This is a genomic window from Kitasatospora sp. NPDC048545 (assembly GCF_040651155.1).
Lineage (GTDB): Bacteria > Actinomycetota > Actinomycetes > Streptomycetales > Streptomycetaceae > Kitasatospora.
Genome location: NZ_JBEZIQ010000036.1, coordinates 12,067 through 27,056 on the forward strand (window position 1 = coordinate 12,067; position 14,990 = coordinate 27,056).

Below are 14,990 nucleotides of genomic sequence, written 5' to 3' on the forward strand. Positions count from 1 at the left end.
TTCCAGTGAGGAATCCGGTGTTCACTATTAGCGCTTTCTCGCGTCTGAAACAAACCCTGCACCGACGCGCCACCGCGGCGGTTCTGCTGATGGCCCTCGCGATCGCAGGCGTAGGCGGCCTGTCCGCACCGCAACGGGCCGCTGCGGCCGGCGCCAACAATTGTGCGGGGCAGGACACCCCAGGGGGCGGCAACTGCATCAGCGCCCTGATCAATTCCATCTTCGGCGAGATCAACGTCTTCGTCTCGGCGGCCCGGGGGGCCAAGAGCGACAACGCGAAGTTCACCCAGGACGCCGTCACCCAGTTCCAGGCCACGGCGCCCGGTTACAACATCCTGGTGTTCAAGTACGACGGCACCGACGCCTACGACACCAAATGGTTCACCAACCCCTACACGGCGAACATGCACGGCGTGCTGCTCGACACGACCTTCAAACTGCAGCACCACGACTCGGAGGGCGGCCCGTTCGGCTACGACGACTTCCGGCTCTGGGTCTTCAAGGGCGAGTCGACGTTCACCAACAAAGGGGACGGTGGCTACTCGAACTGGGCTTTCGTGGGGAGCGACAGCGAGACGGACTCGGTCCGTCACCCTCCGTGCGGGAAGATCGCCTGCAGCCACACCGACCGCACCCTCCATTTTCCCGCCCGGTCCACCCCGCAGCAGACCAGCAGCCTGAGCCCGGACGCCAGTCCCGGTCACCATGCATGTCTGGACGTCGACCAGAACGGCACCGCCAACGGCACCCCGATCCAGCTGTGGGACTGCCACGGCGGCGGCAACCAGTCCTGGACGTACAACGGCTTCCAGCTCCGCGCCAACGGCAAGTGCCTCGACCTGCCCGGTGACAACACGACGCAGGGGACCAAGCTCCAGCTCTGGGACTGCGTGGAGGTCGCCAGTCAGCGCTGGTACCTGACGCCGGACGGCACCTTCCGGCACATGGAGGACCCCACCGACCGCAGCAAGGATGTCTGCATCGACGTCCCCAACGGCGTGGTCGCCAACGGCACCCGGCTCCAGGTCTGGGGCTGCGGATCGGCGGCCAACGGCAGCCTCGCACACCAGAGCTGGCACTGGGGCGGCGTGATCGCGGGCGGCGGCGGGGGAACGGGTGACGGCGGCAAGGTCATCGACGGCACGCCGTACCTGCGCCTGTCGGATGGTCTGGGGGCCGTCGTCACCGGCTCCAACGTCGGAGCGCCGGTCGTCGCCGGGATACGGGGCGGCAGCGACTCGAAGTGGCAGTTCACCTCCCTGGGCGGCGGCCGCTACAAGATCACCAACGTCTCCTCCGGCCTGGCTCTCACCGAGAACACCGACAGCTATCTCGCCGAGACCCAGCCCTGGAGCGGTGCCGACGAGCAGAAGTGGGAGCTCGCCAGCGCGGGGAACGGCAACTACCAGCTCCGGATCAGCTCCGACGACTGCCTGACCTACGACGAGGACTTCAAGACCCTGGGCGTATGGACCTGCAAGACCGGCTGGACCCAGCAGTGGGCACTCAGCTGACGACCCGGTGACACGAACGGGCCCACGGCCGCGGCGCAGCGGTCGGGTTTGCGGGGCGGGTGGGATGCCCACGTCGTAGCGGTTGAAGAGGTCCGCGAAGAAGCCCTGCAGGAGCGGGCGTGGCCGGTGTCCAGCTGGCCGGCCACGATCCGATCCAGGATCTCCAGGACAGCGGGTACTTCGATGGAGGTGCCCCAGCCTGGCAGATGGTGACGCTCGGGTGGCCACCCCCATGACCACCGACCGGGGCCGTCCGACCGGGCCGCCCGCGAAGGCCTGCGCTATCTGCTCCTCTGCCGCCCAGCGCCAGGGCAGCCGCAGGCTCGGCGACGCGCCCCGTCCCCTTGGCCTGACGCCCGCTCCGGCTGAGTTCTCGATGTCCTGGTGAGTCGGGCAGGCACGGTCTTCCGTCGTGGTGATCAGGGATTCGACACCTCGTGATCACTCGGAGGCCGTGCCTGCCTCCGTTCCAACCCGATCGGCGAACTTCACAGCCACATCCGCTGCCTGAACCGGCATCAAAACGGATACTTCGCCTGAATTACGCGGCCCTGCCACCGGTGCACTCGGCAAGCTTCGATGGGCTGCATCTTCGTGCACCGGGCAGCTGCAACATGCTGCATCCCCACCCGCCTCCCGGGGCCCGTCGGAGGTGGCATATTTCAAGCCGTTGAGCAACACCGCAGTAACTCGGGGGAAATGATGAACAGCGCGGTTCTCTGCGCGCGGCGCCGCAGGAGGAATCCTGCTCGGACGACCGGGGCCATGCTCCTCGGCACTGTCGCCGCCATGACGATTCTGGCCACCGGCGGTGCCGGTGCCACCCAGGCCGGAGCCGGTACGAGTGCCCTTTCGGCCGGTCGCGCGACCGCTCTGCGGCAGGGAGCTCCGGCTGCCGCCGACGTGCTCCGGTCGCACGGATCGCGTCCCAGGACGCACGCCTGGGACTGACGGACGACGTCGCGCGGAAGCGCTTTTCCCGTCCGGTTGACAACGACATTCGTGGGAATTCGGTTGCCGTGTGCCGGAATTGGTTTCCGTGCCGTGCCGAAAAGGTGTGTCCGGGTGTCCGGACACGTGAATTCCAGACTTCTTCCGAAGGGTTCACTCCATGGTGAACGTGAGCCGCACGGAGCGGTTCGACGGGGGCGACGCGGCCCCCGAGCCCCTGCCCGAAGGGCTTCGCCGGCTCGACGCCCTGGTGTCGCACGGCGGCGGGCTGGTCGGGCGGGTCGCCCGGATCTCGCAGGAGTCCTCGGGTCTGAGCGTCTACAACTCCACGATGGGGGAGCTGGAGCACGTCCAGCCCAACATCCGCTCGACCAGCAGCCGCGCCTCGGGCGTCGAGCTCGGAGGCGGGGGAGGCGGCACCGATCCGCACCTGGCACGCGCCATCTCCATCGCCGAAGCCCTCGAACGCTACTCCAGCTGCGTCCTGCCGAAGGACCTGGTGTGGGCCACCGCCGACGACCTCGGCGACCGGGCCGCCGACCTCGGTACGTTCCCTCAGGCGAGCGAGGCCGAACTGGCGCACCCCGCCTGCCCGGTGACCGCACCGGAGCGGGACGAACCGATCCGCTGGACGACGGCCTGGTCGCTGACCGAGGGTCGGCCGGTGATGGTGCCTGCCGTGGCCGTGTGGCTGCACGTCCCGGCCCTCACGCCGACCGAGCGCTTCATCCTGCCCATCTCCACGGGCTGCGCCACGCACACGGACCTGGACCGCGCGCTGCTCAACGGCATCTGCGAGGTCATCGAACGCGACGCGATCGCGCTCACCTGGCTGCAGAAGCTGCCCCTGCCCCGGATCGAGTTCGACACCGTGTCGGACGAACTGGCCCGCTCGCTGCGCGAGGTGGAGCGCAAGGGGATCACGACCACCTTCTACGACGCGACCTCCGAGCTCGGCATCCCGACCCTCTACAGCCTCGACGAGGACCCGCGCAGCCGGCGGGTGCGCCACGTGGTGATGTGCGCGACCGACTTCGACCCGGACCGGGCCGCGATCAAGATGCTCCGGGAGACGGCCTCGTCCCGGATCGCCCTCAACACCGCCGAGCCGGCACCCGCGAGCATCGACGACTTCCACAGCGTCTTCCACGGCGCGACCTACATGGGCGCGGCCGAACGCACCGCCGCGTACGACTTCCTGCGCGCGCCCGGCAACGGAGTGCGGCCGTTCTCCAGCCTGCCCCGGCCGTCCACCGGGGATGCCCGGGCCGACCTGCGGCTGGTCCTGGAGTGGCTGAAGCGGCACGGCATGGACGTGTACGCGGTCGAGATGACCACGGCGGAGGCTCGGGAGGTGGGCTTCCGGGTGATCAAGGTGATCATCCCGCAGCTGATGCCGCTCTCCTTCTCGTACCGTGCCCGGTACCTCGCGCACCCGCGGCTCTCCGAGGGCCCGCGCGCGATGGGGTACCCGGTGCACCCGGAGGCGGACATCAACCCCTGGCCCCAGCCCTTCGCGTAGGGCGGCCGAGCGCATTGGAGCGGTAGGAGCAACGCATGTTCGATTTGCACGTGCTGGCGGTAGGCGCCTTCGGCCACTCGGTCGCCGACCGGCTGGTGAGCCGGCGGCAGGCCGTGGTCTCCCCGGAGACCGACCTCTTCCAGCCCGCCCGATGGCCCCGGACCAGGCTGCGAGTGGTCGCCGCCTGGCGGGAGACGCCCGCCCTGTTCGACCTGGTGGACCGGGTGGCCTTCGCCACCGGAACGCCCTGGCTTCCGGTGACGATGGGCGTCAGCGCCCTGCGCGTCGGCCCGACGGTCCTCGGCGGCCGCGGCCCCTGCTACCGGTGCTTCCTGGCCCGCCAGTACCAGCACCAGCAACTGCGCGAACTGGACCGCCGGCTGCTGCGCGCCTACGACGCGGACCCGGCGCTGGGGCCGGACGGCTTCCTCGAATCCCATGCCGTCCTCGCCGAGACGGTGACCGGCCTCGCCGCCGACGCCGTGCTCGGCGGTGACGGAGACTCCGAACGCGGCCGGGTCCGCAGCTTCGACCTGCTGTCCGCCACGCTGTCCACCCTCTCGGTGGTGCCCGTGCACGGCTGCGACCGGTGCCACCGACCGGAGCCGGACGCCACCTGGCGCAGGCTCGCCGACGACCTGCGGGACCTTGCCCCGACGACCCCGACCTCGACCGAACCGGTCCTCACCACCAGGAGGGGGTGAACCCATGCCGACCACCACTCAGCTGTCCGCCGTGGAGCTGGCCCACGCCACTGCCGGCGACCCGCAGTTCCGGCTGCCCGCACACCCGTCTGTGGTGCCGGGCGTGGTCCTGCACTGGTCGGAGGACGGCCTGATCGTCGAGGGCACCGGCACCCGCCGCACCCTCAGCGGCCGCTCCGCCCGGCAGATCCTCCCGGACCTGTTGCCGCTGCTCGACGGCACCCGCGACCTCGACCGGCTCGCCGCGGCGCTCGGCCGGCCGGCTCCGCAGGTGCGCGCCGTCCTGCTGCTCCTCTACTCCTGCGGCCTGCTCCAGGAGGGCGTGCCGCGCCGCACGGACCCGCAGTCCGTCCTGCTGGCCCGGCTGCTCGACAGCACCCGGGTGAATGCGAACGCCGACGAGGCCCAGGACCGCCTGACCGGTGCGCCGGTCGCCCTGTGGGGCGGCGGCCCGTTCCGGGACCTGCTGGCCGAGCGGTTGGACGCGATGGGCATGCGTACCGTGCGGCTCGACGCCGCCGGCTTCGCCGCGGAGGAGACCCCGGCGCTCGCCGTCCTCCACGTCGACCCCCGCAGCCAGGCCGACGCCCGGGCGCTCCACCGCGCCCTGCGCCGCCGCGAGGTGCCCGTGCTGCTGACGGGCCCGGACGGTGACGGCTTCTTCATCGGCCCGTACAGCGCGAACGACCACGGGGCATGCCCGGAGTGCGCGCTCGCTCAAATCGCCTCTGCCGTTGGTGAGTCGGCGGACTCGAACGCGCAGTCCGCAGCGGCGATGACCGCCCTGGAGGTTCTGGGCCTCGTCGCCAGGGTCGGCAAGCCGGCCTCGCTGCACGGCCGCACCCGGATCGACCTGAGGGTCGGACAGTCCGAGACCCGCATGCTCGCGCCGCGCCCGGGCTGCGACCTGTGCGGCGACCCTGCGGTCGCGCTGCAGGACCCGCCGCCCGCCTACGCCTACGAGCACTCGGTGGCGTTCCCGCCACGGCGGCTGGTGAACCCGAGGGACCACCAGGTCCATTTCGAGCCCGCCAACCTTGCGCTCCAGTACGACGCCAAGGAGTACCCGGACGCCGAGACGACCGACCTCGGCGACCCCGACCTCGCCCTCCTCGACGGCGGCGCTCAGCCGCTCTCCGTCGAACTGCTGGGCACGCTGCTCGCCGCGGCCTTCGGGCTCAAGCAGCAACCGCAGGACCGTCGGCAGAAGCTGCTGCGCTTCGCGCCGACCGGCGGCAACCTCGGCTCCCCGACGGCCTACCTCCTGGTGCGGGACGTCCCGGGCCTGGCGCCCGGCGGGTACGCGTACCAGGTGATCGGACACCGGCTGGCCCGGGTGGCCGAACTGCCGCCCGAGTACGCCGACATGGCCGAGCCCGCGCTGCTGGTGGTGACCGGAGCGCTGGTGCGCGTCGCCCGCAAGTACCGGACCTTCGCCTACCGGGTGATCCACCTGGACACCGGCGTGGCGCTGAGCCACCTGCTGCTGGCAAGCCGGCGCCTCGGCCTGCCGATGATGAACGAACCGGCTTGGGACGACGCTGCGTTGACGACGGCGTTGGGCGTGGAGCGCGAATTCGAGTGCGTGACGGCCGTGGTCCGACTCGGTGCCGCTGAAGGATCCCACCCCGGGGAGGGAACGCGATGAGCGACCTGCTGGACCTGATGGCCGAACTCCGGCAGGACACCGAGCGCCAGTCCCTGGCACAACACCGGGCCGTACCAGGCCCCGACGTGCCGTGGCAGTGGCACGACGAGACCGTCCTCGACAGCCTCGTCGACGACGGTCTGCGCCCGACCCTGCGACGACGCCGGGCCAACCGGTTCTTCGCGGACCGGCCGGTGGACGCCGAGGTGCTCCAGCGGATGATCGAGGCGGGCCACGGGGCCGATGCGGCGCTCTGGCCGGCGGAGTGGGCCGCGCGACCGCTGGAGTTCCTGGTGGCGGCGCGTACGGTGACCGGGCTGCGGCCCGCCGTCCACCGCTACGGCCCCGACGGGTTCGAGCCGATCGCCGACATCGTCGGCGTCGAGCAGCTCAGGGCCCTGGTGCTCCAGCCCGAGTTCGCGCTGGCCCCGGCCATCCTGCTGGCCACCGGCTCGCTGGAGGACGCCCTCGAATCGGCCGGGTCCCACGGTCACCGGCGCCTGCTGGAGCGCAGCGGCGCGGCCTGCGAGGCTGCCTGGCTCACCGCGGTCGACGCCGGTCTGTCCGGGAGCATCTTCGCCGGCTTCCTGCCGTCCGCGCTGAAGCGCCTGGTGGGCATCGATGGATTTCGGCGGACGCAGTTGCTGGCCCTGGCCGTCGGCCACGGCTTCGACGCGTCCGGCGAGTACGGCGGGGGATCGGCCAACGGCTGACCACCCGCACCGCTCCGACCCGAGGAAAGGAGGTGACAACCCATGGACCAGCTCAACGACCTTGACCTCGTCATGGCCGAGGACGGCGCGGCCGGCCTGTTCCTGGAGGAGCTCCAGGACTCCGCCGCCGCGTACTCGACCATCGCGTCGGCCAGCACCGTCGGCACCGCCACCGGCTGCGCCAGCAGCTTCGGCTCCGCCAGCTCGTTCGGGTAACCGCGGGTTCGGGCCACGTCCGACCTTCGCGTAGAGGGGGTGACACACATGCAGAACACCGAGCTCGAAATCGAGCTGTTCGCGGCCGACGACGCCTCGGTCGAGATCCTCGCCGACAGCGCCGCCGCCTGGGGCACCCTCGGGACCCTCTCGTCCGCCGGCACCGTGACCGGTTGCCTCGGCTCCGCGGCGACGGCCTCCAGCACCAGCCCCTGGTGAACAGGAGCCCTGGTGATCCCTTCGAACTGTGGAAGGAGGTGACACACATGCAGAACACCGACCTCGAGGTCGACCTGTTCGCGGCCGCCGAGGCCTCCGTCGAGGACCTTCCGGAGAGCGGCGCCGCGGGCTGGAGCAGCGCCGGGACCGTTTCCTCGGCCGGCTCCGTGACCGGCACCTTCAGCTCCGCCGCCACCGTCTCCTCGTACAACAGCTGACGAGTGCGGCGTCTTGTCCCAGTCGGTTCGACTTCCGCGAAAGGAGGTGACGGCGATGCAGCACCTCAACGAGGACGACCTGCAGCTCTTCCTGACCGACGAGCTGCTGGTCGAGGACCTGCCGGAGACGGCGGCCCTCGGTTCCTTCGGCAGCGTGGGCAGCTTCGGCAGCACGGTCGGCAGCTGTGCCTCGACCGCCAGCACCGGCAGCACCTTCAGCTGATCCGCTGATCCGCTGATCCACGCGGTGCCATCCGCACCGGATCACCCGTCACGAAGACACATGAAGGAGGGAAACCATGGAGAACACCATTCAGCTGGGCGACGACCTGGACCTGGAGGCCTTCGTCGAGGAGCTCGACGACGCCACCAACATGTCGCTGTCCACCGCGGGCTCGCTGGCCTGCGCCGGCTCGTTCGTCGGCAGCTGCGCGTCGAGCGGCAGCAGCTTCTCGACCGCCTCGTCCTGAGGACGGCCCTGGTGACGACCGGCGCCCGCGCCGGGACGTGACCAGGCAGGGGAGTCGCGTCGCTCCAATCGACGCGACTCCCCACCCCTGAAGTCTCCCAGAGACCGGCCCGGAGCGGACTGGTACCGGTCCGCTCCGGGTGTGATCCGGACACCGAAAGCGAGGACAACGTGCCATCCAGCCCCGAGACCGTGGCGCCGGAGCCGTGGCTCGACACCGAGCGGCTGCGCATGCGCGACGGTGTCGAGACCATCACCGGCGCCGGCGGCCGGACCATGCTTGTCTCCCCGGCCGGCCGGTACCTGAACATCTCGCCCAGCGGCCTGGCCATCCTGCGCCACCTGGGCGAGGGCATGACCGGCGCGGAGCTCGTGGCCTCGCTCACCGAGCGCTACCCCGAGCAGGAGGAGCAGATCCGGGTCACGGTGCCGGACTTCCTCACCGACCTGCGCCGGGCCTCGGTGCTCAACCTCGACCCGCTCCCGGCCACCGGCACCGAGCGGGCCATCCGGTACGGCCGGCTCGACCTGGTCAAGCGCTTCCCCTTGGTGCGTGACCCGAGCCGGTATGCGGAGCCCGTCGCCCGCGTGCTGCGCCGCCTGCCGGTCCGGCCGCTCGCCGCGCTGCTGCTGGCCGTGCCGGTGGTCGCGATCCCGTTGGTGGTGCTCGCCCTCACGTCGTCGACCGGGAACACCAACCCGACGGCGTGGATGGTCGCAGCGGCCGTCGCGGTGATGCTGGGCGAGGTCGTCGTGCACGAGTTCTGCCACGCGGTCGCCATGACCTACAACCGGATCCGGCCGAGGAACGCCGGGGTCGGGCTGATGCTCTACCTGTTCCCCATGGCCTACGTGGACCGCACCGACAGCTACCGGCACGAGGGCCGGTTCGGGCGCGTGCTGATCTCCCTGGTCGGGCCGATCTGCGATCTGGCCTTCGCCGGAGCCTGGTCCCTCGCGGCCCTGAACACCTCGGGCGACGCCGCCCTGTTCTTCCGCATCCTGGTGGGCTTCCAGCTGATGGCGGTGATGGCGAACGTCAACCCGTTGTTCCCCAGCGACGGCTACCACGCCGTCGAGGCGGCCCTCGGCGCGATCAACATGCGCGGGCGGGCCCTGACGTACGTGCTGCACCGGGTCACCCGCAGGTCAATGCCGCTCTACCTGCGATCGATCCCCCGTCGCGCGCGGGTGGGCTACCTCTGCTACGTCGCCGTCAGCCTGCTGTACACCCTGCTCGCGGCCGGCCTGATCCTCCTCAACCTGATCGTTCTCGCCATTGGGCTGATGTCGTGACCAACCCCAGTACCACGCTCCGGACGGAGGCCGGGCCCGCCCGGCTCGCCGAGTTCCGGCTCGACCGGGTCGGCGGCCTGCCCGTCACGGCCCTCACGCTCAGCGAGCCGGTCCGGGAGCGGCTCGACCGCCTCGCCGAGGTCGAGGCGGAGCTGACGGCCGCCGGTGCCGCGCTCGGCGACGCGATCTTCCCGCTGGTGCCCGCCGCGGACCGGAGCGTCCGGCGTCGGCTGCTGAGGGCCAGGAGGCTCGCACACGGCGGCGGCGGCCTCAGCTCCGAGGACCTCGACCTCCTCGTCGGGGTAGGCGTTCCCGCCGCCGTCACGGACCGCTGGCGAGTGGCTCAGGAGGCGCTCGCCCTTCAACTGGCGGGGCTCCAGGACGCCGTCGCGCAGTGCGCGGCCCGTACCGCCGACACCCTTCGCGCCCACCTCGACTCCGGGCCGCTCGCCCTCTCCCTGCCGCTGGTCGCCGCGCACCTGCCGGAGAAGGTCGGCGATGCGGAGTTGAGGCCGGGCGCCCGCACGTCGCGGACGTTGCTGAGCTACCTGGTCCGCGCGGCCCTCAAGCCCAGCCCGCTGGGCCGGCTGACCACCGTCGCGCTGCACGGGCCGACACGGCCCCAGTCGGCAGGGCGCACCGAGACTGCGCTACCGGTCGGCTACGTGCACGGCCTGACTACCGAACTCGCGGCCACCCCGCGCTTTTCCGACGCCTTCACCTATGCCCCTGCCCATTCCGTCGCGGCGACGGACGGCAACGACTCCGTCGTACTCACCTCGCTCTCCGACAACGGGGGCTTCCTCTGGTCGACCGAGCGGATCGTCGACGCGGGCCTCTACCGGGCGGACCTCGACGAGGTCCGTTCCGTCCCCGCGACCGCCCTCGCTCCCGGCCGGCTGGCCCGCTACGTGCGGACGGGGCTGCTCGTGCCGGTCGTCCCCTGGAAGGCGGGCAGCCACAGCCCCCTGCTCGACCTGGCGGATGCCCTGGGCCGTAGCTCGGCCGAGGACGCCGCAGAGCTGGCTGGTCTCATGACCGAGCTCGACGCACTGGTGTGCGGAGTCGCGTGGGCCGAGCCAGCCGGTCGCCGAGGCCGGTTGGCCGACATCCGCTCGCGCGCCGACCAGCTCGCCGAACGCTGCGGGGCCCCGCGCTGGAGCGCGCAGCTGGTCCACGAGGACGGCGCAAGTGCCGAGCCGGTCGGCGCGCTGCCCGCCTCGGTCGAGGCGGACCTGCGGACGGTCGCGGAGAACCTGCGCCCCTACGTCGTCCGCTCGTACGTCTACGACGCCGTGCTGGACGCCTTCCGGGCCCGGTACGGGGTGGGCGGCCGGTGTGTGGACTCCGCCGGCTTCTTCATGCAGCTGCAGGCCGACAGCACCTTCAAGGCCGCCTTCCACCGGGCGCGGATCAGCGACATGACGGTCGACGCCGCAGGACTCGGCGAGCGCGCGGGCCTTCCGGTGGGACGCACCTCCGCCCCGCCGTCCACGGCCGTCCTCTACCAGCTCGCGGCCGGGAGCGCCGAAGCCGCCCAGCGGGGCGACTACCGCATGGTGGTCAACCAGTACGGGAGTGCCCTGGGCGGCCTGGTCACCCGGTTCGGCAGCCTGCTCGGCAAGGAGGCGGTCGCCGGGGCCCAACTCGGCTGGCTGCGCTCGCTGTTCCCCGGCTGTGAGGTCCGCACGCTCACCTTCTCCGGTCAGGTCAACAACCTGCAGCACGCCGGGGCCGGCTACCTGCCGCAGCTCCACTGGCCCGCCGAACACCAGGTGCGCGCCCCGGACTCGCTCGGCTTCGACCGGCTCGCCCTGCGGCACGACGCCGCGACCGACACCCTGGAGTTCGAGGACGAGGAGGGGCGTCCCGTCGCGCCCGTGTACACCGGCATCGTGCCGGCCCACATCGCCACCGGAGCCGCCCGGCTGGCCCTGGCCGTCATGGACCCCTGGATCGACCGCTCGCCGCTGACCAGGGACAATCACCCCTTCCTGCGGGCCCGGGCCTTGACCGCCGTCGGCCCCGAGCCGGTCGTGACGCCCAGGGCGACCGCCGGGCGGGTGGTGCTGCGACGGGCGCGCTGGATCCTCCCGGCGTCCGCCTTCCCGAAGCCCGAGCGCGGAGAGTCGACGGCCGACCACCTGCTGCGCCTGGACCGCTGGCGCCGGGACCAGCGGCTGCCCCGCGAGGTGTTCTTCCTCGCCCTGGGCGCCGACCCGCTCGACGCCAACCGCCGCAAGCCCATGTGGCTCGACCTGGCCTCGCCCCACTCCGTCGCGACCGCCCTCCCGCTCATCACGGGCGCGCACACCCTGCGGATCGAGGAGGCGCTGCCCGGTCGGGACGAGGCCTGGGCCGCCGGGCCGGAGGGCCCGCGGATGTGCGAGCACGTCAGCTTCCTGGCCTGGGAACGTCCCTCCGGAGACCACCGATGACCACCGCGACCGCCGTACCGGACCAGTGCACCTGGCTGTACCTCAAGCTGTACCCCGGACACCTCGACCTGCTGGACGCGACCCTGACCGAGGTGGTGGCACCGCTCGTCGACCGGGTCGCCTCGTCGGATGAACGCTGGTTCTACCTGCGCTACCTGGATGGGTCGGGCCCGCACGTGCGGCTACGGTTCCTCGTCAGCCGCGATCAGGCCGATTCACTCGTGCTGCAAAGGCCGCTGCTGCTGAAGCAGTTGGCGGAACTCACCGGCAGACCGAGGCGCACGACCACGCCTGTCCTGCCGGCCTTTCCGCCAGGGGAGACCGGGTCGCGGCCCGACGTCAGGTTCGACCTCTACGAGCCGGAGTTCGCGAAGTGGGGCGGACCGCACCACCTGGAGACTGCAGAACGCGTCTTCCAAGCGTCCAGCGCGACAGCACTCCGGCTGATCGCCGCCTCGGATGGCACCGTCGAGTACCGGCTCTCGCTCGGCCGTACGATCGTCACACGGCTGCTCGACGGACTTGGGCTGAACGACGTGGAACGCGACGGCTTCCTGCGGACCCACTACACCTGGTGGTCCGGGCTGAAGCAGGTGTCAGCCGAGGAGGGGGTCGCGCGGGACGCGAATCTCCGGGCCGCCCACGAACGGATCCGTTCCGCCGTGCTGGAGAAGTGCGGGCGACTGTCCGAATCGGCACATTTGATCGATATGGTCAACGCGTTGTGCGCCGATATGCTGATCGGCATCGAGAGGCGGGGGGCGCATCAGAAACCGATGTATCTGGCTTTCCATCACCTGCATCTGACGCTCAATCGCCTCGGCGTCGCACCCGTCGAAGAAGCCCTGGTTTCGCTGCTGGCCGGCCCGGGGACCGGCGCTGCCGCGCCCGACCGCAAAACCCCCGCGTTCCCCTCCGAGGAGTCGTAAGTGCTGGAACTTCACCAGGTCAGGAAGGCGTTCGGTGACCGCCAGGTCCTCCACGACGTGTCCATGGCCCTGGCCCCCGGGAAGCTGACGGGCTTCGTCGGTTCGAACGGCGCGGGCAAGACGACCACGATGCGCATCATCATGGGCCTGCTCGCCCCGGACGGCGGCGAGATCAGCTGGCACGGCTCGCCTCTCACCACCGAGCAGCGCCGGAACTTCGGGTACATCCCCGAGGAGCGGGGCCTCTACCCGCGCCAGCCTGTTCGTGAGCAACTCGTCTACTTCGGCTCCCTGCACGGAATGACGAAGCGCGGGGCGACGGAACGGGCGGACGAGATCCTGGACGTCCTCGGCCTCACCGAGCGTGCCGCGGACAAGCTGGAGGATCTCTCGCTCGGCAACCAGCAGCGCGCCCAGATCGCCGTCGCGCTGATGCACCGGCCCGAACTCCTCGTCCTGGACGAGCCGTTCTCGGGTCTGGACCCGGAGGCGGTCGAGGCCCTCGGCACGCTGATCCGCTCCTGCAGCGACGACGGCGTCCCGGTGCTGTTCTCCAGCCACCAGCTCAACCTGGTGGAGAAGCTCTGCGACGAACTGGTCATCCTCTCCGGCGGCCGGATCGTGGCCGCGGGCACCGCGGCCGAACTCCGGGCGAGCCACGACTCGGTGATCCGCGTCGATGCGCCGGACGTGGAGACGTGGATCCGCGACACCAGCGGGATCAAGGTCCTGTCTGCGGACGGCGGCAGCGCCCGGTTCACCCCGGTCGACGCGGGGGCGTCGGAGACGGTGTTGCGCACGGCGATGTCGCGCGGCCCGGTGTCGCACTTCGGCGAGGTGCCGGTGCCGCTGTCGGAGATCTACAAGGAGGTGACCCGATGACCGGGGCCAAGCAGCGCGAGCGCACCTCACCGGTGTGGCTGCGCGTGGCACAGCGCGAGGTCCGGGTTCGTACCCGGAGCAAGGCGTTGTGGATATCGACCGTGGCGATGGTCGTGCTGATCGTCGGTGGGGTGATCGCCCTGCACGTCTTCTCCGGACGCACCACGAGCTACACGGTGGCCGTCGTCTCTCCGGGCGCCGAGCAGACCGTGACGGCCGCGGCCCGCACCGCGACGGACGTGAAGCTCGAATCCCGGTACCTGCCCGACCGGGCGGCCGCCGAGCGGGCCGTGAAGGACGGGGACGCCGATGCCTTCCTGGTCCTGGACGACACGGCAGGCGCGCATGCCTGGCACCTGGAGGCGAAGGGCAAGCCGGCCGCGGAACTGCAGGGGTACCTCGCCCAGGCCGTCGCGGCCCAGACCATGCAGCAGAACGCCCAGTCGCTCGGAATCTCCCTCCCCGACGTCATGCGCGGCGCCGAGTTGACCCCCGGACAGTTGGACTCCTCCTCGGACCAGGCCGGCTTCCAGTACGGCGTGACCTTCGTCTTCGGCCTGCTCTTCTTCATGTCCTGCCAGCTCTTCGGCACGACGACGGCCAACAGCGTGGTGGAGGAGAAGGAATCCAGGGTGGTCGAGGTGCTGCTCGCCGCGATCCCGACCCGCTCCCTGCTCGTCGGCAAGGTCGTCGGGAACTTCGTGCTCGGCATCGTCCAGATGGCCGTCTTCACCGCGGCGGGCCTGCTCACCGCGCTGGCGGTCGGTGGGGTGCCCCACCTCGGCTCGATCGTCGCCTCCAGCGGCTGGTTCCTGGTGTTCTACGTCCTCGGCTTCGGAACGGTCTGCTGCCTGTTCGCCGGGCTGGGAGCCCTGGCCTCCCGCACCCAGGACGTGCAGTCCGCCACCGCGCCCCTCCAGATGATCGTCACGGCCACCTACATGGTCTCGATCATCGGCAAGGGAGCGGTCGTGACCGTGGCCTCCTACGTGCCGATCGCCTCCACGGTCACGATGCCGGCGCGGGTCTTCGCGGGTACCGCAGCGTGGTGGGAGATCGTCGCTTCCCTCGCGATCGCGGCCCTGTTCGCGGCGCTCACCGTCCGCATCGCCGCCCGCGCCTACCGCTCCTCGGTCCTGCACACCGGCAGCCGGATGTCGCTGCTCGCCTCGCTGCGCGCGGACCGGGCCGAGCCCGTGGCGACCCGTTCGGCGGGTGTGTAGTCCGCTCCGCCCACGTCGTCGGCCGACCGGGATCAGACCCGGCCGGCC

General features: G+C 71.1%; 15 protein-coding genes. All 15 read left to right on the forward strand.

Translation table 11 applies throughout. The features are described 5' to 3' along the window. Positions 1-89 precede the first annotated feature (89 nt). The 15 genes from AB0D10_RS29235 (at position 90) to AB0D10_RS29305 (ending at position 14,942) form a co-directional block, all read left to right on the forward strand. The gene (locus AB0D10_RS29235) at positions 90-1,514 is read left to right on the forward strand and encodes an RICIN domain-containing protein (RefSeq protein ID WP_360261945.1); all 1,425 of its coding nucleotides are present in this window, start codon (positions 90-92) and stop codon (positions 1,512-1,514) included. 1,111 nt (positions 1,515-2,625) lie between these two features. Next, positions 2,626-3,987, forward strand: a complete 1,362-nt coding sequence (locus tag AB0D10_RS29240; protein WP_360261946.1) for a YcaO-like family protein — start codon at positions 2,626-2,628, stop codon at positions 3,985-3,987. A 35-nt stretch (positions 3,988-4,022) separates the two neighbouring features. Further along, the gene (locus tag AB0D10_RS29245; RefSeq protein WP_360261947.1) at positions 4,023-4,691 is read left to right on the forward strand and encodes a TOMM precursor leader peptide-binding protein; all 669 of its coding nucleotides are present in this window, start codon (positions 4,023-4,025) and stop codon (positions 4,689-4,691) included. A gap of 4 nt (positions 4,692-4,695) precedes the next feature. After that, on the forward strand, positions 4,696-6,339 hold the full coding sequence (locus tag AB0D10_RS29250) for a nitroreductase family protein (RefSeq protein ID WP_360261948.1): 1,644 nt from the start codon (positions 4,696-4,698) through the stop codon (positions 6,337-6,339). After that, positions 6,336-7,052, forward strand: a complete 717-nt coding sequence (locus tag AB0D10_RS29255) for a nitroreductase family protein (RefSeq protein WP_360261949.1) — start codon at positions 6,336-6,338, stop codon at positions 7,050-7,052. Before AB0D10_RS29250 ends, AB0D10_RS29255 begins: the two co-directional genes overlap by 4 nt. Positions 7,053-7,094: 42 nt before the next feature. Next, positions 7,095-7,268, forward strand: a complete 174-nt coding sequence (locus AB0D10_RS29260) for a thiocillin family RiPP (RefSeq protein ID WP_360261950.1) — start codon at positions 7,095-7,097, stop codon at positions 7,266-7,268. A 48-nt stretch (positions 7,269-7,316) separates the two neighbouring features. After that, positions 7,317-7,487, forward strand: coding sequence for a thiocillin family RiPP (locus tag AB0D10_RS29265; protein WP_360261951.1), 171 nt, complete (start codon positions 7,317-7,319; stop codon positions 7,485-7,487). Positions 7,488-7,534: 47 nt separating this feature from the next. Continuing rightward, entirely contained in the window at positions 7,535-7,705 is a 171-nt protein-coding gene (locus AB0D10_RS29270) for a thiocillin family RiPP (protein WP_360261952.1), read from the forward strand. Between the two features lie 55 nt (positions 7,706-7,760). Beyond that, positions 7,761-7,928 carry a thiocillin family RiPP gene (locus tag AB0D10_RS29275; RefSeq protein WP_360261953.1) on the forward strand — a complete coding sequence of 56 codons (168 nt, stop codon included), beginning with the start codon at positions 7,761-7,763 and terminating at the stop codon, positions 7,926-7,928. 76 nt (positions 7,929-8,004) lie between these two features. Next, entirely contained in the window at positions 8,005-8,175 is a 171-nt protein-coding gene (locus tag AB0D10_RS29280; protein ID WP_360261954.1) for a hypothetical protein, read from the forward strand. Positions 8,176-8,345: 170 nt separating this feature from the next. After that, entirely contained in the window at positions 8,346-9,470 is a 1,125-nt protein-coding gene (locus AB0D10_RS29285; protein WP_360261955.1) for a PqqD family peptide modification chaperone, read from the forward strand. Next, a complete protein-coding gene (locus AB0D10_RS29290; protein WP_360261956.1) occupies positions 9,467-11,908 on the forward strand; it encodes a lantibiotic dehydratase in 2,442 nt (813 codons plus the stop codon). Before AB0D10_RS29285 ends, AB0D10_RS29290 begins: the two co-directional genes overlap by 4 nt. Next, positions 11,905-12,837, forward strand: a complete 933-nt coding sequence (locus AB0D10_RS29295) for a thiopeptide-type bacteriocin biosynthesis protein (protein WP_360261957.1) — start codon at positions 11,905-11,907, stop codon at positions 12,835-12,837. The genes AB0D10_RS29290 and AB0D10_RS29295 overlap by 4 nt, the downstream gene beginning before the upstream one ends. After that, complete coding sequence (locus tag AB0D10_RS29300; protein ID WP_360261958.1) at positions 12,838-13,719, forward strand: ATP-binding cassette domain-containing protein; 882 nt, start codon at positions 12,838-12,840, stop codon at positions 13,717-13,719. Further along, a complete protein-coding gene (locus tag AB0D10_RS29305) occupies positions 13,716-14,942 on the forward strand; it encodes an ABC transporter permease (protein WP_360261959.1) in 1,227 nt (408 codons plus the stop codon). The genes AB0D10_RS29300 and AB0D10_RS29305 overlap by 4 nt, the downstream gene beginning before the upstream one ends. Positions 14,943-14,990: the final 48 nt, after the last annotated feature.